This is a genomic window from Ramlibacter sp. (genome assembly GCF_035554825.1).
Lineage (GTDB): Bacteria > Pseudomonadota > Gammaproteobacteria > Burkholderiales > Burkholderiaceae_C > Ramlibacter.
Map to the genome: position 1 here is coordinate 1 of NZ_DATMHS010000142.1, position 23,213 is coordinate 23,213.

Below are 23,213 nucleotides of genomic sequence, written 5' to 3' on the forward strand. Positions count from 1 at the left end.
TTGCCGTTGATGGTACCGGTGACGAGTTCGCCCGATTCCATCGCTTTTTCCAGCGAGAGCCAGGAGGCAAGGCGCTTAGCCTTGTCGCGCGACAGGATGGTGTCGCCGTAGCCGTTTTCGATGGCGTCGATGGCCACCGACACGAAGTCGCCAACCTGGACTTCGATTTCGCCCTTGTCGTTCTTGAACTCGTCGATCGGCACGTAGGCTTCGGACTTGAGGCCGGCGTTGACGACGACGAAGTTGTGTTCGATCCGCACGACTTCGGCGGTAATCACCTCGCCGGCGCGCATTTCCGCGCGCTGCAGCGATTCTTCAAACAGGTCGGCAAAAGATTCAGACATTCGGTTTCCTTGCTCGTCGCACAGGTTTCCAGCCGCCAATGCAGGATCGCGCGCGGCTGTTTCTATGACTGGGACGGCGGTTTGTGCGGCTTGGGACCGCGGGTTACGTTGACGATCCGCACGGCCTGGGCGCTGACGCGCGAGAGGAGCCGTGCGGGCCTGTGGACGGAGCTACTGCTGCCCGCCTGCAGCCGGCCGGCCGGAGCCGAACGGCTGTCGCTCGTCCCACCACTGGAGCACCTGGGCCACCGATGCTTCGATCGAGTGGTTCGAGTTGTCCAGCAGGAGGGCGTCTTCGGCCGGCTTCAGAGGCGCCACCGCGCGCGAGGCGTCGCGCGCGTCGCGCGCCTCCAGGTCTGCGCGAAGAACGTCGATTGTAACGGGAATCCCTTTTGAAATCAATTGCTTATGCCGCCGCGCGGCGCGCTGTGCGGCGCTCGCCGTGAGATAGACCTTGAGCCCGGCGTCGGGAAAGATGACGGTGCCCATGTCGCGGCCGTCCGCCACCAGCCCGGGCAGCCGGCGAAAGCCCTGCTGCAAGGCGACCAGGGCGGCGCGCACGGCTGGCAACGCCGAGACCCGGGAGGCGTCCATCCCGGCCTGTTCCGTGCGGATCGCCTCGGTGACGTCCTGCTCGCCCAGCAGGATCTCGGCTCCCAGGAACCGTACCGGCAGGGTTGCGCAGAGCCTGGCGATGGCCGGCTCGTGCGCCGGGTCCAGGTCCAGCCCGGCCCGGCGGGCGGCGAAGGCGGCGATCCGGTACAGCGCCCCCGAGTCGAGATAGTGGTAGCCGAGCCGCTGGGCCACCTGGGAGGCGAGGGTGCCCTTGCCGGAGGCCGTCGGACCGTCGACGCAGATCACCGGGATCTTGGGGGCGCTGGTCTCGACCACCGAGAACAGGGCCTCGAAGTAGTCCGGAAAGGTCTTGGCGACGCAGGCAGGGTCCTCGATGCGCACCGGCACGCCGTCCGGATTGAAGGCGGCCAGCGCGAAGCACATGGCGACCCGGTGGTCGTCGTAGGTGTGGATCGCCGCCGGGCGCCAGCGTGCCGGCGGCGTGATCGTGATCGAGTCGGCGCCCTCGTCGACGGCCGCGCCGAGCTTGCGCAGTTCGACCGCCATGGCGGCCAGCCGGTCGGTCTCCTTGACCCGCCAGCTGGCGATGTTGCGCAGCGTGCTCGGGCCGTCGCCGTACAGCGCCAGCAGCGCCAGCGTCATCGCGGCGTCGGGGATGTGGTTGCAGTCGAGGTCCAGCGAGCGCAACGGCCACGCGCCGCGCGCCACCTCGAGCCAGTTCGGCCCGCCGCGAACGGCGGCGCCCATCAGCCGCAGGGCATCGACGAAGCGGATGTCGCCCTGGATCGAGTCCTCGCCCACCCCCAGCACGCGCACGCCGGCCGGCGCGGTCGCGGCCAGCGCGCCCAGCGCCAGGAAGTAACTGGCCGACGAGGCATCGGCTTCCACATGCACCTCGCCCGGCGACTGGTAGCGGCTGCCGGCCGGGATCACGAACCGCTGCCAGCCTTCGCGCCGCACCGCGATCCCGAAGCGCTGCAGCAGGTTGAGCGTGATCTCGATGTATGGCTTGGAGATCAGCTCGCCCACCACCTCGATCGCGATGTCGCGCGTGGCCACCAGCGGCAGCGCCATCAGCAGCGCCGTCAGGAACTGGCTGGACACATCGCCGCGCACCTGGATCGGCGCGTCCAGACGCAGGGCGGGCCGGCCGATGCGCAGCGGCGGGTACCCTTCGTTGCCGAGGTAGCGGATGTCGCAGCCCAGCCGGCGCAGCGCGTCGACCAGGTCGCCGATCGGCCGCTCGTGCATGCGGGGCACGCCGCTCAGTTCGAAGTCGCCGCCGAGCACGGCCAGCGCGGCCGTCAGCGGCCGCATGGCGGTGCCCGCGTTGCCGAGAAACAGGCGAGCGTGCGAAGCGGGGGCGGCGCCGCCCAGGCCGGTCACTTCCAGCGCCGGACCGTCGTGCACGACGCTGCAGCCGAGCGCCCGCAGCGCGTCGAGCATCACCCGCGTATCGTCGGAATCGAGCAGGTCCAGGATGCGGGTGGTGCCGGCGCTCAGGGCGGCCAGCAGCAGCACGCGGTTGGAAATGCTCTTGGAACCCGGGAGATGCACGGTCCCGCGGGCGCGCTCGAGCGAAGGAAGGTCCAGGAAAGCGGTGGCGTACATCGGCGGCGGCGGTCGGCGGCGGGAACCGGAAAGGCTCCCATCATGCCAGCGTCACTTGCGGCCCGGCCCCATGCGCCAGCCGGCACGGGCCTCGCTTGCCTTGCCGATGACTTCTTCCAGGCCGTCGCCGTTGCCGGTCTCGACCATGAGCTCCAGCGCCTGCAGCGTCCGCTGGAAGAGGTTGCACTGTTCGACCAGCTCCTGGCGGTTGGCCAGCAGGATGTCGCGCCACATCTTGGGATCGCTCGCGGCGATGCGGGTGAAGTCGCGAAACCCGGGGCCGGCCAGCGCCAGGAAGTCGCTGCCGTTGCGCTGCGACGTGATCGACTGCATCAGCGCGAAGGCGATCAGGTGCGGCAGGTGGCTCACGGCGGCGAAGGCGGCGTCGTGCGCTTCCGGAGTCATGCGCTGCACGTGGCAGCCGATGGCCTCCCACAGTTCGATGGCCTTCTGCACCTTCTCGGGCGCGGTGCGGTCGATCGGCGTCACGATCAGCTGCTTGCCGCTGTACAGATCGGCATCGGCGTGCTCGACACCGGCGACCTCCTTGCCGGTGACCGGATGGCAGGGCACGAACGAGCTCACGTGGTCGCGCAGCACCCGCCGCGCGGCGTCGACCACGTCGCGCTTGGTCGAGCCGACGTCCATGATCAAGGTCTTGTGCGTGACCAGGTGCCGGATGGCCTTGAGGGTGGCCTCGGTGGCCGCCACCGGAACGGCCAGCAGCACGATGTCGGCGCCGGAGACCGCCAGCAGCGCCGACGGCGCCTCCACGTCGATCACGCCGAGCTGGCGCGCCCGCTCGGTCGTGGACGGCGACTTGCTGTAGCCCACGACGCGCTTGACCAGCCCGGCGCGCTTGAGGGCGAGCGCGAACGAGCCGCCCATCAGGCCGCATCCGATGAGACCCAGCTGCTCAAACATGAAGAATTCCCGTTGGTGAGGCCGCGCGGCCGCGGCAGGCGAGGGCAGCGGTGTGGCGCATCAGTCGCCCACCGGGTAGGTGCCCAGCACCTTGTAGAAGGCGCACAGCGCGCGCAGGTCGGCCAGGGCCGCCGCGACATGCGGCTGCGACGGATGGCCCGCGACGTCGATGAAGAAGTAGTACTCCCACTGGCCGGAGCGCGCCGGCCGCGATTCGAATCGCGTCATCGACACGCCGTGCTGCTTGAGCGGCACCAGGATGTCGTGCACGGCGCCGGGCCGGTTCGGCACCGATACCACCAGGCTCACGCAATCGCGGCCGGAGGCCTGCGGCGCCTCCAGCACCTGGGGCAGGCAGATCACGGCGAAGCGCGTGCGGTTGAACGGATCGTCCTGGATCGCATGCGCCGCGACATGCAACCCGAAGGTGCTGCCGGCGCGCTCGCTGGCGATCGCGGCCCAGCCCGCATGCCCGGCCGCCAGCCGCGCCCCTTCGGCGTTGCTGGAGACGGCGCGGCGCTCGGCGTTCGGCAGATGCTTGTTGAGCCAGTTCTGACACTGCGCCAGCGCCTGCGGGTGCGCCAGCACCACTTCGATGCCTGCCGTCGAGTTCTCGGTGCGCAGCAGGTGGTGGCGCACCAGCAGGCTGGTCTCGCCGATGATGTGCACCGGCGACTGCAGCAGCAGGTCGAGGACCCGGGTGACGACACCTTCGCTGTTGTTTTCGACCGGCACCACGCCGAAATCGGCGGTGCCGGCGGTGGCGGCCTGGAAGACCTCGTCCAGGCTCACGCACGGCACGTGCTCGATGCTCGAGCCGAAGAAATGCACGGCGGCCTGTTCGCTGAAGGTGCCGGCCGGGCCGAGGTAGGCCACGCGCTGCGGCGCCTCCAGGGCGCGGCAGGCGGACATGATCTCGCGCCAGATCGTGGCGACGTTCGCGTTCTTGAGCGGACCCGGATTGGCCTGCTCGAGGTTGTTGATCACCTGCGCCTCGCGCTCGGGCCGGAACACCGGCGAGCCTTCGGCGCGCTTGATCTCGCCCACCTCGTTGGCGAGCGCGGCCCGCCGGTTGAGCAACTGCAGCAGCTGGCGGTCGACCGCGTCGATCTCGACGCGCAGCTCGCCCAGGGTGTGCGGCATCAGCGCGGGTCCTCGCCGCCGGCCGCTTCGGCGGCGTCGCCCTCGGCGGGGTTGGCATCGTTTTCCACGATCCGCTGCAGGCCGCTGAGCTTGGAGCCTTCGTCCAGGCCGATCAGCGTCACGCCCTGGGTGGCGCGGCCGAGCTCGCGGATTTCGCTGACGCGGGTACGCACCAGCACCCCGCGGTCGGTGATCAGCATGATCTCGTCGTCCTGGTGCACCAGCGTGGCGGCCACCACCTTGCCGTTGCGCTCGCTCTGCTGGATCGCGATCATCCCCTTGGTGCCGCGACCGTGGCGCGTGTACTCGGTGATCGGCGTGCGCTTGCCGTAGCCGTTGGCCGTGGCCGTCAGCACGCTCTGCTGCTCGTCCTCCGCCACCAGCATCGCGATCACGCCCTGGCCCTCGTCGAGCGCCATGCCGCGCACGCCGCGCGTGTTGCGGCCGGTCGGCCGCACGTCGTTCTCGTCGAAGCGCACGGCCTTGCCGCCGTCGGAGAACAGCATGACGTCATGCTTGCCGTCGGTCAGCGCCGCGCCGATCAGGTAGTCGCCCTCGTCGAGGTCGACGGCGATGATGCCGAGCTTGCGCGGATTGCTGAATTCGTCGAGCGTCGTCTTCTTGACGGTGCCCATCGAGGTCGCCATGAACACGTAATGATCGGCGGGGAAGCTGCGGAACTCGCCGGTGAGCGGCAGCACCACGTTGATCTTCTCGCCTTCCTGCAGCGGGAACATGTTGACGATCGGGCGCCCGCGGGAGCCGCGCGAGCCGGCCGGCACCTCCCATACCTTGAGCCAGTAGAGCCGGCCGCGGTTGGAGAAGCACAGGATGTAGTCGTGGGTGTTGGCGATGAAGAGCTGGTCGATCCAGTCGTCTTCCTTGGTCGTCGTCGCCTGCTTGCCGCGGCCGCCGCGCTTCTGGGCGCGGTATTCGGACAGCGGCTGGCTCTTGATGTAGCCGGCGTGCGAGAGCGTCACCACCATGTCGGTGGGCGTGATCAGGTCCTCGGTCGCGAGGTCCTGCGCGTTCAGTTCGACGACGCTGCGCCGGGCGCCGAGCTTGGTCAGGCCGAACTCGTTCTTCAGCGCCGTCAGCTCGTCGGTGATGATCGCGGAGACCCGTTCCGGCTTGGCCAGGATGTCGAGCAGGTCCTCGATCTCGGCCATCACTTCCTTGTACTCGGCGACGATCTTGTCCTGCTCCAGGCCGGTCAGGCGCTGCAGCCGCATCTGCAGGATTTCCTGGGCCTGCGTGTCCGACAGGCGATAGAGGCCGCCGGCCTGCATGCCGTATTCGCGCTCGAGCCCCTCCGGCCGGTAGTCGTCGGCATTGATCACGCCGCCGTCGGCGCGCGTGCGGGTGAGCATCTCGCGCACCAGCTGGCTGTCCCACGAGCGGCTCATCAGCTCGGTCTTGGCGACCGGCGGGGTGGGGGACTCGCGGATGATGCGGATGAACTCGTCGATGTTGGCCAGCGCCACCGCCAGGCCCTCGAGCACGTGGCCGCGCTCGCGCGCCTTGCGCAGGTTGAACACGGTGCGCCGCGTGACGACCTCGCGCCGATGCTGCAGGAAGACCTGGATCAGATCCTTCAGGCTGCACAGCCGCGGCTGGCCGTCGATCAGCGCCACCATGTTGATGCCGAAGGTGTCCTGCAGCTGGGTCTGCTTATACAGGTTGTTCAGCACGACTTCCGGGACTTCGCCGCGCTTGAGCTCGATCACCAGCCGCATGCCCGACTTGTCGCTCTCGTCCTGGATGTGGCTGATGCCTTCGAGCTTCTTCTCGTTGACCAGTTCGGCCATCCGCTCCTGCAGCGTCTTCTTGTTGACCTGGTAGGGCAGCTCGTCGACGATGATCGCCTGGCGCTGGCCGCGGTCGATGTCCTCGAAGTGGCACTTGGCGCGCATCACCACCTTGCCGCGGCCGGTGCGATAGCCTTCCTTCACGCCGTTGATGCCGTAGATGATGCCGGCCGTGGGGAAGTCGGGCGCCGGCACGATCTCCATCAGCTCGTCGATGGTGGCCTCGGGATTGCGCAGCAGATGCAGGCAGGCGTCGACCACCTCGTTGAGGTTGTGAGGCGGGATGTTGGTGGCCATGCCCACGGCGATGCCGCCGGAGCCGTTGACCAGCAGGTTGGGCAGGCGCGACGGCAGCACCAGCGGTTCCTTCTCGCTGCCGTCGTAGTTGGGGCCGAAGTCGACCGTTTCCTTGTCGATGTCGGCCAGCATCTCGTGCGCGATCTTGGCCAGGCGGATTTCGGTGTACCGCATGGCCGCGGCGTTGTCGCCGTCGACCGAGCCGAAGTTGCCCTGGCCGTCCACCAGCATGTGGCGCATCGAGAAGTCCTGCGCCAGCCGCACGATCGTGTCGTACACCGACTGGTCGCCGTGCGGGTGGTACTTACCGATGACGTCGCCGACGATACGGGCCGACTTCTTGTACGGCCGGTTCCAGTCGTTGTTCAGCTCGTGCATCGCGTACAGCACGCGGCGGTGCACGGGCTTGAGCCCGTCCCGCGCATCGGGCAGCGCGCGCCCGACGATCACGCTCATCGCGTAATCGAGGTAACTGCGCCGCATCTCCTCTTCGAGGCTGATGGGCAGGGTTTCTTTGGCGAATTGGGTCATGAGGGCAGGGGCTGCGCGGCGCGCGAAGCCTTTGATTTTACGTTGCCGTCAAGCTTGTCGCGGCCCAGCAACAGAAGCCCGGAATGAGGTTTTGTCCTACGTGGCTCTGGACACCCCAAGGTTGATTGTGTAAGGACGTGTGGCACAATAAGTTTGACGCTTTTGGTGATGGTCACCTTAAACGTAGTATTTACGCAGCGGGGCTGCGGCTTTTTCCCCTCAAGAGGAGAACCATGAAGAAACTGAACAAAGTGGCGCTGCTGTTTGCCGTGGCTGCGCTGGCAACAGCCGCGGGTGCTCAGACCCGCGTGACCGCCGCCGACAATGGCAATCGCATCGACAACTGGGTCAATGGCTCCGGTGAGATCGTCTGGAAGAACGGCACGAACGAACTGTGCTGGCGCGATGCCAACTGGACGCCTGCCACCGCCGCCAAGGGCTGCGATGGCGCCCTGGTTCCCGCCGCTGCTCCGGCCCCCGCTCCCGCCCCGGCTGCCGCTCCGGCCCCGGCCGCCAAGCCGCCGGCGCCCGCTCCGGCTCCGCAGCCGCCCGCCGCCACCAAGGTGACGTACGCCGCCGACGCCTTCTTCGACTTCGACAAGTCGGTGCTCAAGCCCGAAGGCAAGGCCAAGCTGGACGATCTGGTCGGCAAGGTCAAGGGCATCAACCTGGAAGTGATCATCGCCGTCGGCCACACCGACTCGGTGGGCACCGATGCCTACAACCAGAAGCTGTCGGTGCGCCGCGCCGAGGCCGTGAAGGCCTATCTGGTGTCCAAGGGCATCGAGAAGAACCGCGTCTACACCGAAGGCAAGGGCGAGAAGCAGCCCGTTGCCGACAACAAGACCGCCGAAGGCCGCGCCAAGAACCGCCGCGTGGAAATCGAAGTGGTCGGCACCCGCGCCAACAAGTAATCCTTGCGGGGATCGCAGCAAAGCCGCCTTCGGGCGGCTTTTCTTTTGGCGCTCGTCGCCGCTGCAGCCTCTTTGATCGAAGCTGAGCGCGCGAGGCGCCTTATGCCGGAAAATACCGCCATGACCGAAACCGTCAATGCCGATCCGGCCGAACTGGCCAAGTTCTCCGACCTCGCCCATCGCTGGTGGGATCCCGAGAGCGAGTTCCGGCCGCTGCATCAGATCAACCCGCTGCGGCTCGACTGGATCCAGTCGCACGTGCCGCTGGCTGGCAAGCGCGTGCTGGACGTCGGATGCGGGGGCGGCATCCTCGCCGACGCGGCCGCGCGCAAGGGCGCCAGCGTGCTCGGCATCGACCTGTCGGGCAAGGCGCTGAAGGTGGCTCAGCTGCATGCACTGGAAGCCGGCACCACCGGCGTGGAGTATCGCGAGGTGAGCGTCGAAAGCCTGGCCGCGGAACAAGCGGGCGGCTTCGACGTGGTCACGTGCATGGAGATGCTGGAGCACGTGCCCGACCCCAGCTCGGTGGTGCGTGCCTGCGCCGCCCTGGTGAAGCCCGGCGGTTGGGCGTTCTTTTCGACCATCAACCGCAACTCCAAGGCCTTCCTCATGGCCATCGTGGGCGCGGAGTACGTGCTGAACCTGCTGCCCAAGGGCACGCACGAATACATGAAGTTCGTGCGCCCGAGCGAGCTGGCTGGCTTTTGCCGCGGCTCGGGGCTCGAACTGGTGCACACGCGGGGCATGGAATACAACCCGCTTACCCGGCGGTACTGGCTCTCCGGCGACACCAGCGTCAATTACCTGTTCGCCACCCGGAAGGTCTGATGTTTCCCAACGTGCAGGCCGTGCTGTTCGACCTCGACGGCACGTTGATCGACAGCGCGCCCGACCTCGCCGCGGCGGCCGACCGCATGCGGACCAGGCGCGGCCTGGCCTCGCTGCCGTTCGAGCACTATCGCCCGGTCTGCGGCGCAGGCGCCCGCGGACTGCTGGGCGTGGCGTTCGGCGTCAAGCCGGGCGACCCCGGCTTCGAGGAACTACGCGAGGAATTCTTCGTCAACTACGAGTCGTGCATGACCGAGCGGACCTTCGCGTTCGCCGGGGTGCCGCAGCTGATCGACGAACTGCTGGGCCTGGGCCTCGCCTGGGGCGTGGTCACCAACAAGTCGATGCGGTTCACGGGTCCGCTGACGCGGCGGCTGAAGCTCTTCGCCAGCGCCTCGGCCATCGTCGGCGGGGACAGCACCCCCCATGCCAAGCCGCATCCGGCGCCCCTGCTGGAGGCGGCGCGGCAGCTCGGCATCCAGCCCGGCCGTTGCGTGTACGTGGGAGACGACGAGCGGGACGTGATCGCGGGCCACGCGGCTGGGATGCACACGGTCGCAGCGGCCTACGGCTACCTCGGCGGCAACGGCGACTGCACCCGCTGGGGGGCCCATGCCCATGTCGCAGACCCGCTTGATTTGCTGGCGCTCTTGAAAACGGGGACGCGGGCCTAAAATAGGTGTCTGGGGCTGCACTGGTTTCGACGTGGGTTCGGACGCGTGGCAGGGCATGTCGAGCTGAATGTGCTCGTAAAACTGATTCAAACAAACTAACTGCAAACGACGAACGTTTCGCACTCGCCGCTTAATTGCCGGTGAGCTTTGCAACAGCAGGCCTATGGGCTGGGCAAGGGGTCTTGAGCGCAAGCGAGGGGCTCCCGGCTGCAAAGATACTTACATAGGCTGGTCCTGCGTCGGGTCACTTGGCGCGGGACGAGACAATAGGTGACTGGCGTCCTGGAGAGCGTGCCGCTGCGCGCTTCAGGAGGCGAGACTCAAACAGACGGCTACACATGTAGAACTGTACGAAGAAGACTTGCGGACGCGGGTTCAATTCCCGCCAGCTCCACCATTCAACGAAGGCCGGCACGTTCACGACGTGCCGGCCTTTTCCTTTGCTGCGCCGCTGGTAGTCCGAACGCGCTATGGCTGGGCCGAGGCGGCGTGACTAGAGTGCCTTTCATCCTTGGCTCGACCCGTCCCGGGTCACACTCACGAAAGGCGAACTCATGATTATCACTGGCACCAACGGCAACGACGTCCTCCAGAATCCGGGCGGCAGCGGATCGCTCGTGCTGGTCCTGGCCGGCACGTCGGCCGACGGGGGCGTGTGGCCGAGCATCAACATCCTCGTGAACGGGGTGGCCGCGCAGAGCAACATCTCGGTGACCGCCAACAACGCCACGGGGGCGACGCAGACGGTGACGGTGCCGGTGCCCACCAACGCCACCAGCGTCGCGATCCAGTACACCAACGACTCGCAGACCGACTGGAACAGCGGCGACCGCAATCTGTACATCAAGAGCGTCAGCCTGAACGGGGTCGCCCTGGACCCGACCACGGCCAGCTACGACCGAACCCAGAACGGCGCCTATTTCGACACGGTGGCCGGGCAGGCGGACATGGTGTGGGGCGGCACGCTCACCTTCTCCGGCGCGACCGTGACGAGCGCCGCCGCCTCGACGAGCGTGGCCACCAGCGACAGCATCGACGGCCTGGCGGGCCTGGACACGCTGGTGTATGCCGGCGCCCGGGGCGAATACACGATCAGCCATCCCTCGAACTGGACCGTCACCCACGGCGCCGAAGTCGACACCGTCGTCAACGTCGAACGCCTGCAGTTCAGCAACATGAAGCACGCGCTGGACATGAACGGCAACGCCGGGGGCGTGGCCAAGCTGATCGGCGCGCTGTTCGGCGAGAGCTATCTCTCGGTCAAGGAATACGTCGGCGTCGGGCTGAACCTGGCGGACCAGGGCCGCAGCGGGACCCAGTTGGCCGACCTGGCCGTGAACACCAGCCAGTTCCAGCAGCGCGCCGGTTCGTTCTCGAACGCCGACTTCGTGCACACCGTCGCCCAGAACCTGGGCTATACCGGTGACGTGAGCGGCTTCATCGCCGACCTCGATGCCGGCCGGACCACCAAGGCGGCGCTGGCCGTCATGGCGGCCGACACCAGCTACAACGCGGCCCACCTGGTCGGCGTGATGCAGGCCGGCATCGACTACGTCTGACGTACGTCCGGTACGACACAGCGGGCCGGGGCCGTCAGCCGGCTCGCGAGAGCTCTCCATCCAAGCCTGCCCAGCCCCGTGCTGGGCTTTTTTCTTGTCAGGCCGGGTCCGGCCCGGCCTGCACCGGTGTCCGCGGACAGACCTGGACCTCGATCGTCGAGTGGACGATCTCCTCGTGCACGGCGAGCCGCCGGCGCACGTCGTCCGGCGTGCGCGCGCAGTCGCGCGTGACGACCGTCACGGCGCACGAGTAGACCTGCTTGCCGACCCGCCAGACGTGCAGGTCGGCGACCCGGTCGTCGCTGCCGGCCTCGATCGCGTCGCGGATCTCGTCGACCACCGGGTGGTCCATTTCGCGATCGAGCAGCACCTTGGCCGTGTCGACGATCAGGCCCTTTGCCCAGACGGCGACGACCGCCGCGCCGACGATGCCCATCAGCGGGTCGAGCCAGGACCAGCCATAGAGCCAGCCACCGGCCAGCGCCGCGATGGCCAGCACCGAGGTGGCCGCGTCGGTGATCACGTGCACGTAGGCGGACTTCAGGTTGAGGTCGTGATGCGCGCCGTGGCCGTGCGCATGGCCGTGCCCGTGGTCGTGGTCGTGGTGATGCGCCTGCCCCAGGATCAGGGCGCACACGAGGTTCACCAGGAGGCCCGCGACGGCGACCACCAGCGCTTCGCGGAACTGGACGACCTGCGGCGCCATCAGGCGCTCGACCGAGCCGAACGCCATCATGCCGGCCACGCCCAGCAGGAAGATCGCGCTCGCGAAACCGCCCAGCACCTCGACCTTCCAGGTTCCGAAGGCGAACCGGGGGTCGGTCGCATAGCGCCGGGCGGTGGCATAGGCCAGCACGCTGAGCCCGATCGCGACCGCGTGCGAACTCATGTGCCAGCCGTCGGCCGTCAGCGCCATGGAGTTGAACCACCACCCGGCGGCGATCTCGATGACCATCGTCACCGCCGTGATCCACAGCACGATGCGGGTCCCGCGTTCGGCTGCGGCGCTGCCCTGGTGGAACGCGTGGTCATGCATCCAGTCGGACAGGTCGTCGGTGTGCATTCGGTGCAAAGGCGGCATCAAGTGCGGGACTGCCGATGGTAGCGCGCTGTGCCGCCCGGCCCGCGGCGCTACCATGGCCTGCCGCGTTCCTGTGGAAAGCATGCCCTGCGATTTGCCGTCGTTCTTTCGTTCGCCGCCCTGGCGTCGGGCTGTGCCGTGGTGCCGCCGTCGGCCTGGAACTTCGATCCCACCCAACCGGCCGCCAAGCCGGAGCTGCCGGCTCAGCAAGCCGGCGCCCTGACTGATCGGCTGGCGCAACTGCAGTCGGAGCGCAACGCGATCCGCGCGCGGATCGCCGCCGAGCGTGACGTCGGGCAGCGCCAGCGGCTGTACGAGCAGTTGCATCGCGTCGGCGTGCAGCTGTCGCCGCTGGAGCGGCGGCTGGCCGCCGTGGCTTCGGCGCGGTAGGACGGCCGCGCCTACGAAGCCGGCGGTCGCGTCGCGCAGGTGGCGCGCAGCAGCGCCTGCCGGTCGGCGGCCGGAATGCTGCGCAGCAGTGCCGGCGGCATGCCGGCAGCATGGCCGGCGCTCACCGACCCGAGGCGGGCCCCGCCGCCTTGCGGCAGGCGGTAATAGGCGGCGCTGGTCAGCGTGATCGTCTGGTTGCGGCAGTCGAATCGCGCCGTGCCGACGAAGGAGCGGAAGCCGACGCCGCTGTCGTCGGTCTGCACGCCGTCATAGCTCACGCGGATCACGGCCTGGTCGCTTTCGCTGGGCCCGATCGTTTCCAGGTCCACTTCGACCAGCGGCCGCCCCGGGGCGTCGCGCGGCCCGCCGACGGCAAACCACTGCACGGCGCCGCAGGCGCCCGCCAGCAGCAGGCCCGCCGCCGTCACGATCGAATTCGCCCGCATGCCCACGCTGCCGTCCCCGCGGCGCACCGCCGCCATGGTGTTGCGGGGCAAGCGGCGTGCCCGCGGCGATACTCGGGGGCATGCAGTTGCAGGACATTCTGTTCACCCAGGGCTTCGGGACGCGCCGGATCTGCGCCGGATTGATCCAGCAGGGCCACGTGCAGGTCCGCGGCGGCCTGGTCACCGACCCGGCGGCCGAGTTCGACACCGGCGGTCTGCGCTTCGTGGTCGATGGCGTCGAGTGGCCGTTCCAGGACAGGGCCTACCTGATGCTGCACAAGCCGGCCGGCACCGAGTGCTCGCGCAAGCCGTCGGCCTACCCGAGCGTCTACACCTTGCTGCCGGCGCCCTTGCGCCAGCGGCCGCAGAAGGGCAGCGCGCCGGGCGTGCAGGCCGTCGGCCGGCTCGACCAGGACACCACAGGACTGCTGCTGCTGACCGACGACGGGCAATTCATCCACCGCATGAACTCGCCGCGGCGGCACGTGCCCAAGGTCTACGAGGTGACGACCCGCCATCCGGTCGGCGCCTCGCAGATCGAGCGGCTGCTGGCCGGCGTGGTGCTGGAAGACGATCCGCAGCCGGTGCGCGCGGCGGCCTGCGAGGCGACCGGCGAGTGCCGGCTGCGGCTGACGCTCACCGGGGGCAAGTACCACCAGGTCAAGCGGATGGTGGCGGCGGTGGGCAACCGCGTCGAGGCGCTGCACCGGTCCCGGATCGGCGGCCTGGTGCTGCCGCCCGACCTGGCGCCGGGCCACTGGCGCTGGCTGGCAGCGGCGGACCTGGCGGCGCTGGCCGCTTAGGGGCGATCCCGCAGGAACGCCGCCACCGCCTGCGTGGTCTGCGCGGGCTGGTCGCGATGGGGCGAGTGCCCGCAGTCCGCGAGCACCCGTTTCTCGTATGGCCCCCGCGGCTCGATCTCCTCGATCTGGCGCAGCGTGCCGTAGGGGTCGCTGTCGCCCTGGATCGCGAGCAGCGGCGCGGCGATGCGGCGGCAGTCCTCGCGGATGTCGAAGTCCCGAAACACCGGACTGAGCCAGATGTCGTTCCACTGCCAGAAGGCGCAATCCACATCGGCGTGGTAACGCTGCAACCGTTCGCGCAGGCCGTTCGACCGGTACGCCAGCCGCGCCGCCTCGATGGCGTTCACCGAGCAGTCCTCCACGATGACGTGGGGCGCCAGCACGACGCAGGCGGCCACCGGGTGGCGGCTGGCGTGGAGCAGGGCGATGGTCCCGCCGTCCGAGTGGCCCAGCAGGACCGGCGCCTCGATCCCGAGCGCGACCAGCAGCTTGGGCAGCCAGTCCTCGGCCTCGCGGTGCATGTAATCGGGCCCCAGCCGGCCCGCGCCGCGGACGTCCGCGATCGGATCGGACTGGCCGTAGCCGCGGCGCGAATAGACGATTCCGGGACGGCCGGTGGCGGCGCAGACCTGGGCCGGCCAGTCGCGCCACATGGCGACCGATCCCAGCCCCTCGTGCAAAAAAATAATTGGGGCACGCCGTCCTCCGCCGGCGGGCGCCAGACGTTGAACCTCGATGCCCGCGCCGTTCACCACGATTTTTTCCATCGCGCGAATCGTAAGGGAACGTCTGCCCGGCCCGATACTCTGCCACGTTGTCCCTGAAGCAAGCTGTTCCGTGAAATACCTTTCCCCCCGCGCGAGCGGCTGGCTGGCCCTGTGCCTTGCTGCCGCGACGTGGAGCGCCGCCGCCTCGGCCGCCCCGGTCTTCGTCCTGAATTCCCTCGACGCGAGCGTGAGCGTCATCGATCCGGCCGGCTGGACCGAGACCAAGCGGCTGCCGACCGGCAAGGAGCCGCACCACCTGTACATGACGCCGGACGAGAAATCGGTCATCGTGGCCAACGCGCTGGCGGACTCGCTGACCTTCATCGACCCCAGGACGGCGGAGATCCAGCGCACCGTGCGCGGCATCGCCGATCCCTACCACCTGCGGTTCTCGCCGGACATGAGGTGGTTCGTGGTCGCCGGCAACCGCCTCAACCACGTGGACGTGTACCGCTGGGACGGCAGCGAGCTCAAGCTCGCCCAGCGCCTGCCGACGGCCCGCACGCCCAGCCACATCTGGATCGACAGCCGCAGCACCACGGCGTTCGTCACCATGCAGGACAGCGACGAGCTGTGGGCGATCGACCTGCCGACCCAGACGCTGAAGTGGCGCGTCAAGACCGGCCCGATGCCGGCCGATGTCTTCGGCACCCCCGACGGCAAGTCGCTGCTGCTGGGCATGACCGGCGGCGACTCGGTCGAGGTCTACGATATCAGCGGCGCCCAGCCCCGGCTGGCCAAGGCGATCAAGACCGGCGCCGGCGCCCACGCGTTCCGTTCCGCGGGCGACGGCAAGCACGTGTTCGTCAGCAACCGCGTGGCCAACACCATCGGCAAGATCGACCTGCAGGCCCTCACCCTCGTGGATACCTATCCGGCCCCCGGCGGTCCCGACTGCATCGACGTGCTGGCGGGCGGCAAGACCCTGCTGGTGAGCTCGCGCTGGGCCAGGAAGCTCACGCTCATCGACACCGCCAGCCGCAAGGTCGTGCGGCAGATCAAGGTCGGCAAGTCTCCCCATGGCGTCTGGACGCTGGATCACGCTCCCCGCTAAGGGGCTGGGCGGGGCGCTGCTGGCGCTGGCGGTCGCCGTGGCCACGGCGGCCGAGCCGCAGCCGTGCGACAAGCCGCTGTACCTGACGTTCGACACCGGCCACATGGCGGTGGCGCCGCTCGTCGCGGAGGTGCTCGCGCGCCAGCAGGTGCGGGTCACCTTCTTTGCCGCCAACGAGCGGACCAAGACCGGGGATGGCAGCCTGGGCAGCGAGTGGGCCGGCTGGTGGCGCGCCCGCGCCGCCGAAGGCCACGAGTTCGCGTCCCACACCTGGGACCACGTCTACTGGCGCGGCGATGTCGCGGGCGATCCGCAGCGCTTCCGGGTCCGGCCGTCCGCCGGTCCCGACCAGGGCCGCGAGCTCACATGGAGCGCGCAGCAGTACTGCCAGGAGATCGAGCGCGCCGCCCGGCGGCTGCAGGAGATCACCGGCAAGGCGCCGCTGCCGCTGTTCCGCGCGCCCGGCGGCAAGACTTCGCCCAGGTTGCTGGCCGCGGCGCAAGGCTGCGGCTTCCGCCACGTCGGCTGGTCGCCGGCGGGGTTCCTGGGCGACGAACTGCCCGACACCGTCAGCAACCAGTCGCTCCTGGCGAAGGCGCTGCGCGACGTGCGCAGCGGCGACATCCTGCTGGCGCACCTGGGGATCTGGTCGCGCCGCGACGCCTGGGCCCCGGCGGTGCTCGAGCCCTTGCTGGCCGGACTGAAGGAGAAGGGCTTTTGCTTCCGCACCCTGCGCGAGCACCCGGCGTGGCGCGACTGGATCGCGCAGGGGCGTTGACGTGGAGCAGCTGGACCAACTGTTCTCGTCGGCGCAGCAGTGGCTGTTCGAGTGGCTGATCGAGCCGCTCATGTTCCGCGTCGGCCTGGGCCAGTTCCTGGAGGACGGCTATGCCGCCTCCGGCTGGCTGCTGGTCGGCCTGCTGCAGATCGCCGTGCTGGTCGCGATCATCGGCCCGCTGCAGCGCTGGCGGCCGGTGGAGCCGATGACCGACCGCGCCGCGGTACGCACCGACGTCCTGTACACGCTGATTCACCGCCTCGGCCTGTTCCGGGTCGGGCTGTTCTTTCTGGTCCAGCCCTTCACCGATGCCGCCTTCGGCGCCCTGCGGGTGGCCGGCTTCAGGACCTTCCATCTCGACCAGCTGTGGCCGGGCGTCACCGAGGTGCCGCTGGTGAGCTTCGCCCTGTACCTGGTGGTGTTCGACTTCGTCGAATACTGGCTGCACCGCACGCAGCACCGGATCGAATGGTGGTGGCAGCTCCATTCGCTGCACCACGCGCAGCGGCAGCTGACGATGTGGAGCGACAACCGCAACCACCTGCTGGACGACCTGCTGCGCGACACGCTGCTGGTCGTGCTGGCGCAGGTGATCGGCGTGGCGCCCGGGCAGTTCGTCGCGCTGGTGGCGATCACGCAGCTCAGCGAGAGCCTGCAGCACGCCAACGTGCGGCTCTGGTTCGGCCGGATCGGGGAGCGGCTGTGGGTCAGCCCGCGCTTCCACCGGCTGCACCACAGTGTCGGCGTCGGCCACGAGAACGCGGGCTGGCCGCAGCCGGCCCTGATCCAGGGCCGCAGTCCGGCGCTGGGCGGCCACAACTTCGGCGTGCTGCTGCCCTGGTGGGACATGCTGTTCGGCACCGCCAATTTCGAGCGGCGCTGGGACCCCACCGGCGTGCGCGACCAGGTGGAGCAGGGCCGCGACTACGGGCGCGGCTTCTGGCGCCAGCAGTGGCTCGGGTTGAAGCGGCTGGTCGGCGCCGCGTAGCGGCGGCGCTATGCTGGCCCCATGAACCTCTTTCTCGATTCGCTCTGGCGCGCGGCGGGCTACTGCCTGCATCCGCGGGTGGTCGCGCTGTCGCTGTTGCCGCTCGCGATCATGGTGGCGCTGTCGCTGGGGCTGGGCTATTTCTTCTGGGACGGTGCGATCGACTGGGTGCGCACCTGGCTCGAGTCCTCCAACCTGCTGCGCGCCGTCTGGGGCTGGCTGGAAAGCATGGGCGCGGGCAGCCTCAAGACGGTCGTCGCGCCGCTGGTCGTGATCTTCGCGCTCACGCCGCTGATCGTGCTGGCCTCGCTGCTGCTGGTCGCCGCGCTGATGGGGCCGGCGCTGGCCCGGCTGGTGGCCCGCCGCCGCTTTCCACAGCTGGAACGCAAGCACGGCGGCTCGCTGCTGCTGAGCCTCGGCTGGTCCCTCGGCTCCACCTTGCTGGCCCTGCTGGCGCTGATCGTGTCGCTGCCGCTGTGGCTGGTGCCGCCGCTGATCCTGCTGCTGCCGCCCCTGATCTGGGGCTGGCTGACCTACCGGGTGATGGCGTTCGACGCGCTGGCCGACCACGCCAGCCCCGACGAGCGGCGCGCGATCTTCCGCCGGCATCGCCTCTGGCTGCTCGGCATCGGCGTGCTGACCGGCTACCTGGGCGCCGCCCCGAGCGTGGTCTGGGCCTCGGGGGCGCTGTTTGCCGCCGCGTTCGTCATCCTGGTGCCGGTGGCGATCTGGATCTACACGCTGGTGTTCGCCTTCGCCTCGCTCTGGTTCGCCCATTACTGCCTGGCGGCGCTGGAGCAGCTGCGGGCCGCGCCGCCCGCGCCGCCGCCGGGGCCGGTAGCATTCGCGGATGACGCAAACCAGCCAGCCGCCTGAACCGCGCTCCATCGGCCTGATCATCGTCGGCGACGAGATCCTCTCGGGCAAGCGCGCCGACAAGCACATGCCCAAGCTGATCGAGCTGCTGGCCGCCCGCGGCCTGCAGCTCGCCTGGGCCGAATACGTCGGCGACCAGCCGGCGCGGATCACCGCCACCCTGGGGCGCGCCTTCGCCGGCGGCGACGTCGTGTTTTCCTGCGGCGGCATCGGCGCCACGCCGGACGACCACACGCGGCAATGCGCGGCGCAGGCGCTGGGCCTGCCGCTCGAGCTGCATCCGCAGGCCGAGGCCCTGATCCGGGAGCGGATGCAGGACGTCGCGCGGGAGCAGGGCCTGGCCTACGAGCCCGATCGTGCCGACAACATCCACCGCCTGAACATGGGCGTGTTCCCGCGCGGGGCCGCCATCATCCCGAATCCCTACAACAAGATCCCCGGCTTCAGCGTCGGCGACGTCCACTTCGTGCCGGGCTTTCCGGTGATGGCTTGGCCGATGATGGAATGGGTGCTGGACCGGCACTACCGCGAGCTGTTCCACCGCCGGCCCTGCGTCGAGAAGTCGGTGATCGTGTTCGGCTCGATGGAGGCCACGCTGACGCCGCTGATGGAGCAGGTCGAGCGCGATCACCCGGGGGTCAAGGTCTTCAGCCTGCCGAGCGTCGACCACCCGGAGTACGGCCGCCATATCGACCTGGGCGTCAAGGGCGATCCGGCGGTCGTCGAGCCGGCCTACCGTCAGCTGGTGGCCGGCCTGCAGGCGCTGGGCGTGAAGCTCGGCCCCGAACTGGTGCGCTGACCGGGTGCGCACTGTCGAGGTGCACGATTTGTGCACAATGACGGTGCGCCGCTCATCCGAAACCGCGCCGCGCGGGGCGCGAAATGCACCAAAGATGCGGGACAATCCCCGGGCTCAGCGGCGGCGCCATGCACCAGCTTTGGCACAGAACGTGCATTCCAGCTTCCGCTCACATTCTGAACCCCCTAGGAGAAACTGATGGCAGCAGCCAAGACCGTCGCCGACGTCATGAAGATGGTGAAGGAAAACGAAGTCAAGTTCGTCGACTTCCGCTTCACGGACACCCGCGGCAAGGAACAACACGTCACCGTGCCCGTCTCGCATTTCGACGAGGACAAGTTCGCCTCGGGCCACGCGTTCGACGGTTCCTCGGTGGCTGGCTGGAAGGGCATCGAAGCTTCCGACATGCTGCTCATGCCGGACCCCAACACGGCCAACATCGACCCCTTCTTCGAGGAAACGACGCTCTTCATGTCCTGCGACGTGCTGGAGCCGGGCGAGGGCAAGGCCTATGACCGCGACCCGCGCTCGATCGCCAAGCGCGCCGAGGCCTACCTGAAGGCCTCCGGCCTGGGCGACACCGCCTTCTTCGGACCGGAACCCGAGTTCTTCATCTTCGACGACGTGCGCTGGGACGCCGGCCCCTCCGGCTGCTTCGTCGAGATCGACGAGTACGAGGCGCCCTGGAACACCGGCAAGAAGATCGAAGGCGGCAACAAGGGCCACCGTCCCACCACCAAGGGCGGCTACTTCCCGGTGCCCCCGGTCGACAGCACGCAGGACATGCGCGCCGAGATGTCGCTGATCCTCGAGCAGCTGGGCATCCCGGTCGAAGTGTTCCACCACGAGGTCGCGGGCGCCGGCCAGAACGAGATCGGCACCCGGTTCAGCACGCTGGTGCAGCGTGCCGACTGGACCATCCTGATGAAGTACGTGATCCAGAACGTCGCCAACGCCTACGGCAAGACGGCGACCTTCATGCCCAAGCCGGTCGTCGGCGACAACGGCTCCGGCATGCACGTGCACCAGTCGGTGTGGAAGGACGGCAAGAACCTGTTCGCCGGCGACGGCTATGCCGGCCTGTCCGACTTCGCGCTGTACTACATCGGCGGCATCATCAAGCATGCGCGCGCGCTGAACGCCATCACCAACCCCGGCACCAACAGCTACAAGCGCCTGGTGCCTGGCTTCGAGGCGCCCGTCAAGCTGGCGTACTCCGCCCGCAACCGCTCGGCCTCGGTGCGCATTCCGTACGTGGCGAACCCGAAGGGCCGCCGGATCGAGGTGCGCTTCCCGGACCCGACCTGCAACCCGTACCTGGGCTTCGCGGCCATGCTGATGGCCGGCCTGGACGGCATCGAGAACAAGATCCACCCGGGCGAGGCGGCCACCAAGGACCTGTACCACCTGCCGCCGGAAGAGGACGCGAAGATCCCGACCGTGTGCCACAGCCTCGACCAGGCGCTGGACTACCTCGATCGCGAGCGCGGCTTCCTGACCAAGGGCGGCGTGTTCAGCGACACCATGATCGATGCCTACATCGAGCTGAAGATGCAGGAAGTCACCCGCTTCCGCATGACGACGCACCCGATCGAATTCGACATGTACTACTCGATCTGAGCGGGCAGGCAGCCCGGGCCGGCCCCCCTTCGGGGCCGCCGCGGGTGTGAAAAAAGGACGGCTTGCGCCGTCCTTTTCTTTTTGGAATCAACCACTTGCTTGGTGGTTCTGAAGAGTTGCGCGATACTGCAAGACCGTCCTGCGCCGGCCCGGCGCGAGGAGAGCCCAGCCCATGAAGTACCGAATCCTGATCGCGCTCGCGGTCGCCGCCGCCGCGGCCAGCGCCTCCGGCCAGACCCGCATCTGGCGGTGCGGCAACACCTACACCAACAATGCGGCCGAAGCGCAGCTCAAGGGCTGCAAGCCGATGGAAGGCGGCAACATCACCGTGGTCGAAGGCACCAAGGTGCAGGGCACGAGCGCGACCCGGGTGGCCACGGCGCCGCAGACCAGCGCCAGCCAGCGCATCGACGGCGAGGCGCAGCGGGCCCGCGACAGCGAAGCGCGCGCCATCCTCGAGGCCGAACTGAAGAAGGCCGAGGCCCGCCAGAGCGAGCTGGTCAAGGAATACAACAACGGCGAGCCGGAAAAGCTCGGTCCCGAGCACCGCAACTACCAGAAGTACCTGGACCGGGTCGCGGAACTCAAGGCGAACATCGCCCGCAACGAGAACGACATCGCGGGCATCAAGCGCGAACTCGCCCGCCTGCCTGCCGCAAAATGAGGGCTTGAACCCCACGGCGCCGCCCCACCTCGCCCGATTCCAGTCGCTGGACCTGCTGGCCACCCTGGTCGCGGTGGTCGGTGCCGACGGCCGCGTGCTGTTCGCCAACTCGGCGCTCGAAGACGCCCTCGGCAGTTCCCGGCGCACTATCCTCGCTTCGGATCTCAGCAAGGCCTTCACCCAGCCCCACCTGCTGCGCAATGCGCTGGAAGGCGCGCACAGCAACGAGTTCGCGGCCCTGCGCTACGACGCCTGGCTGCTGCGCGCCGGTGGCGGCGAGCCGCTGCCGGTGCACGTGGTGGTGGCCCAGACCGACCGGCCCGGCGAGTTCGTCGTCGAACTGCTGCCGCTGGAGGCGCAGGCCAAGCAGGACCGCGAGGAGCGGCTGCTGGACCAGGCCCAGGCCAACAAGGAGCTGATCCGCAACCTCGCCCACGAGATCAAGAATCCGCTGGGCGGCATCCGCGGCGCGGCGCAGCTGCTCGAGATGGAAGTCGACTCGCGCGACCTGAAGGAATACACGCGGGTCATCATCCACGAAGCCGACCGCCTGCAGACGCTGGTCGACCGGCTGCTGGCGCCGCACCGCAAGCCGCACGTGGTGGGCGACGTCAACATCCACGAGGTGTGCGAGCGCGTGCGCTCGCTGGTGCTGGCGGAGTTTCCGCGCGGCCTGCAGGTGGTGCGCGACTACGACACCTCGATTCCCGAGTTCCGCGGCGACCGCGAGCAGCTGATCCAGGCGGTGCTGAACGTGGCGCACAACGCCTGCCAGGCGCTGGCCGAGCGCATCGCGGCCGGCGACGCACAGCTGGTGCTGCGCACCCGGGTGGCGCGCCAGGTGACCTTCGGCAAGCAGCGCTACCGGCTGGCACTGGAATTGCATGTCATCGACAACGGGCCGGGCGTGCCGGAGGCGATCCGGGACCGGATCTTCTTTCCGCTGGTCTCGGGGCGCGAGGACGGGTCGGGGCTCGGATTGACGCTGGCGCAGACCTTCGTGCAGCAGCATCATGGCCTGATCGAATGCGACAGCGTGCCGGGGCGGACGGATTTCAGGATCCTGATCCCGCTGCCGTGAAGCGAACGTGAACTGGGAGAACCGTGGCATGAAGCCGATCTGGATCGTTGACGATGACCAATCCATCCGCTTCGTGCTGGAGAAGGCGCTCCTGCGGGAGGACCTGCCCACGCGCAGCTTCACCAGCGCGCGCGACGTGCTGCAGGCGCTGGAGGCGGGCGACGAGGGCCCGCAGGTGCTGGTCAGCGACATCCGCATGCCGGGCGGCTCGGGGCTCGATCTGCTGGCCCAGGTGCGCGAGAAGCAGCCGGCGCTGCCGGTGATCGTCATGACCGCGTACTCCGACCTGGACAGCGCGGTCTCGGCGTTCCAGGGAGGCGCCTTCGAATACCTGCCCAAGCCGTTCGACGTGCCCAGGGCCGTGGAGCTGATCCGCCGCGCGGTGCAGGAAAGCCAGCGCGAGCAGGTGGCCGAGGAGCGCATGGCCGCCGCGCCCGAGATGCTGGGCCAGGCGCCGGCGATGCAGGACGTGTTCCGGGCCATCGGCCGGCTGTCGCAGAGCAACGTGACGGTGCTGATCACCGGCGAATCGGGCAGCGGCAAGGAACTGGTGGCGCGCGCGCTGCACAAGCACAGCCCGCGCGCGAGCGAGCCGTTCATCGCGCTTAACACGGCGGCGATACCCAAGGACTTGCTGGAGTCTGAGCTGTTCGGCCA

23 protein-coding genes and 1 other RNA gene are annotated in these 23,213 nt (G+C 68.7%); 16 read left to right on the top strand and 8 right to left on the bottom strand.

The window, feature by feature from the left end; all coding sequences use genetic code 11:
• The 5 genes from VNT59_RS18045 to gyrA form a co-directional block, all read right to left on the bottom strand.
• Positions 1–344 (bottom strand): S1 RNA-binding domain-containing protein (locus VNT59_RS18045; RefSeq protein ID WP_325500670.1); only part of this gene is annotated, 344 nt, incomplete at its 3' end.
• Positions 345–515: 171 nt separating this feature from the next.
• Positions 516–2,531, bottom strand: a complete 2,016-nt coding sequence (locus tag VNT59_RS18050) for a bifunctional 3-phosphoshikimate 1-carboxyvinyltransferase/cytidylate kinase (protein ID WP_325500672.1) — start codon at positions 2,529–2,531, stop codon at positions 516–518.
• Positions 2,532–2,582: 51 nt separating this feature from the next.
• Entirely contained in the window at positions 2,583–3,455 is an 873-nt protein-coding gene (locus VNT59_RS18055; RefSeq protein WP_325500674.1) for a prephenate dehydrogenase, read from the bottom strand.
• 60 nt (positions 3,456–3,515) lie between these two features.
• The gene (gene pheA / locus VNT59_RS18060; RefSeq protein WP_325500676.1) at positions 3,516–4,598 is read right to left on the bottom strand and encodes a prephenate dehydratase; all 1,083 of its coding nucleotides are present in this window, start codon (positions 4,596–4,598) and stop codon (positions 3,516–3,518) included.
• Positions 4,598–7,234: a DNA gyrase subunit A gene (gyrA, locus tag VNT59_RS18065; protein ID WP_325500678.1), complete on the bottom strand. Its 2,637-nt coding sequence runs from the start codon at positions 7,232–7,234 to the stop codon at positions 4,598–4,600. The genes pheA and gyrA overlap by 1 nt, the downstream gene beginning before the upstream one ends.
• A 233-nt stretch (positions 7,235–7,467) precedes the next feature.
• On the opposite strand from gyrA, the gene ompA reads away from it, so the two are divergent.
• The 5 genes from ompA to VNT59_RS18090 all read left to right on the top strand — a co-directional run bounded on the left by ompA (position 7,468) and on the right by VNT59_RS18090 (position 11,209).
• Entirely contained in the window at positions 7,468–8,148 is a 681-nt protein-coding gene (gene ompA / locus VNT59_RS18070) for an outer membrane protein OmpA (RefSeq protein WP_325500711.1), read from the top strand.
• A gap of 120 nt (positions 8,149–8,268) precedes the next feature.
• The gene (gene ubiG / locus VNT59_RS18075) at positions 8,269–8,976 is read left to right on the top strand and encodes a bifunctional 2-polyprenyl-6-hydroxyphenol methylase/3-demethylubiquinol 3-O-methyltransferase UbiG (RefSeq protein WP_325500680.1); all 708 of its coding nucleotides are present in this window, start codon (positions 8,269–8,271) and stop codon (positions 8,974–8,976) included.
• Positions 8,976–9,650, top strand: coding sequence for an HAD-IA family hydrolase (locus tag VNT59_RS18080; RefSeq protein WP_325500682.1), 675 nt, complete (start codon positions 8,976–8,978; stop codon positions 9,648–9,650). The genes ubiG and VNT59_RS18080 overlap by 1 nt, the downstream gene beginning before the upstream one ends.
• Before the next feature lie 11 nt (positions 9,651–9,661).
• Positions 9,662–10,047, top strand: a transfer-messenger RNA (tmRNA) gene (gene ssrA / locus VNT59_RS18085).
• Positions 10,048–10,204: 157 nt separating this feature from the next.
• Complete coding sequence (locus tag VNT59_RS18090) at positions 10,205–11,209, top strand: carbohydrate-binding domain-containing protein (protein ID WP_325500684.1); 1,005 nt, start codon at positions 10,205–10,207, stop codon at positions 11,207–11,209.
• Positions 11,210–11,306: 97 nt separating this feature from the next.
• Here the strand turns inward: VNT59_RS18090 and dmeF are convergent, their stop codons facing one another.
• Positions 11,307–12,272, bottom strand: coding sequence for a CDF family Co(II)/Ni(II) efflux transporter DmeF (dmeF, locus tag VNT59_RS18095; protein ID WP_325500686.1), 966 nt, complete (start codon positions 12,270–12,272; stop codon positions 11,307–11,309).
• A gap of 156 nt (positions 12,273–12,428) precedes the next feature.
• Between dmeF and VNT59_RS18100 the strand changes: the two genes are divergently transcribed.
• Entirely contained in the window at positions 12,429–12,680 is a 252-nt protein-coding gene (locus VNT59_RS18100) for a hypothetical protein (RefSeq protein ID WP_325500688.1), read from the top strand.
• 11 nt (positions 12,681–12,691) lie between these two features.
• Here VNT59_RS18100 and VNT59_RS18105 read toward each other — a convergent pair whose 3' ends face one another.
• Positions 12,692–13,177 (bottom strand): surface-adhesin E family protein, encoded by a 486-nt coding sequence (locus tag VNT59_RS18105; protein ID WP_325500690.1) that lies wholly within the window; start codon positions 13,175–13,177, stop codon positions 12,692–12,694.
• 29 nt (positions 13,178–13,206) lie between these two features.
• On the opposite strand from VNT59_RS18105, the gene VNT59_RS18110 reads away from it, so the two are divergent.
• Positions 13,207–13,929 (top strand): 16S rRNA pseudouridine(516) synthase, encoded by a 723-nt coding sequence (locus VNT59_RS18110; protein ID WP_325500692.1) that lies wholly within the window; start codon positions 13,207–13,209, stop codon positions 13,927–13,929.
• Here the strand turns inward: VNT59_RS18110 and VNT59_RS18115 are convergent.
• A complete protein-coding gene (locus VNT59_RS18115) occupies positions 13,926–14,696 on the bottom strand; it encodes an alpha/beta hydrolase (RefSeq protein WP_325500694.1) in 771 nt (256 codons plus the stop codon). The genes VNT59_RS18110 and VNT59_RS18115 overlap by 4 nt on opposite strands.
• A gap of 103 nt (positions 14,697–14,799) precedes the next feature.
• On the opposite strand from VNT59_RS18115, the gene VNT59_RS18120 reads away from it, so the two are divergent.
• The 9 genes from VNT59_RS18120 to VNT59_RS18160 all read left to right on the top strand — a co-directional run.
• The gene (locus VNT59_RS18120; protein WP_325500713.1) at positions 14,800–15,750 is read left to right on the top strand and encodes a YncE family protein; all 951 of its coding nucleotides are present in this window, start codon (positions 14,800–14,802) and stop codon (positions 15,748–15,750) included.
• Positions 15,716–16,528 carry a polysaccharide deacetylase family protein gene (locus tag VNT59_RS18125; protein ID WP_325500696.1) on the top strand — a complete coding sequence of 271 codons (813 nt, stop codon included), beginning with the start codon at positions 15,716–15,718 and terminating at the stop codon, positions 16,526–16,528. The genes VNT59_RS18120 and VNT59_RS18125 overlap by 35 nt, the downstream gene beginning before the upstream one ends.
• 1 nt (position 16,529) lies before the next feature.
• The gene (locus tag VNT59_RS18130) at positions 16,530–17,516 is read left to right on the top strand and encodes a sterol desaturase family protein (RefSeq protein ID WP_325500698.1); all 987 of its coding nucleotides are present in this window, start codon (positions 16,530–16,532) and stop codon (positions 17,514–17,516) included.
• Positions 17,517–17,537: 21 nt separating this feature from the next.
• On the top strand, positions 17,538–18,392 hold the full coding sequence (locus VNT59_RS18135) for an EI24 domain-containing protein (protein ID WP_325500700.1): 855 nt from the start codon (positions 17,538–17,540) through the stop codon (positions 18,390–18,392).
• Entirely contained in the window at positions 18,367–19,191 is an 825-nt protein-coding gene (locus VNT59_RS18140) for a competence/damage-inducible protein A (protein WP_325500702.1), read from the top strand. The genes VNT59_RS18135 and VNT59_RS18140 overlap by 26 nt, the downstream gene beginning before the upstream one ends.
• A gap of 198 nt (positions 19,192–19,389) precedes the next feature.
• A complete protein-coding gene (glnA, locus tag VNT59_RS18145; RefSeq protein ID WP_325500704.1) occupies positions 19,390–20,811 on the top strand; it encodes a type I glutamate--ammonia ligase in 1,422 nt (473 codons plus the stop codon).
• A 172-nt stretch (positions 20,812–20,983) separates the two neighbouring features.
• Positions 20,984–21,475 (top strand): hypothetical protein, encoded by a 492-nt coding sequence (locus tag VNT59_RS18150; protein ID WP_325500706.1) that lies wholly within the window; start codon positions 20,984–20,986, stop codon positions 21,473–21,475.
• A gap of 4 nt (positions 21,476–21,479) precedes the next feature.
• Positions 21,480–22,556, top strand: a complete 1,077-nt coding sequence (glnL, locus tag VNT59_RS18155) for a nitrogen regulation protein NR(II) (protein ID WP_325500708.1) — start codon at positions 21,480–21,482, stop codon at positions 22,554–22,556.
• Positions 22,557–22,584: 28 nt separating this feature from the next.
• Positions 22,585–23,213, top strand: a 629-nt coding sequence (locus tag VNT59_RS18160; RefSeq protein WP_325500710.1) for a response regulator, incomplete at its 3' end; no start/stop codon positions are given.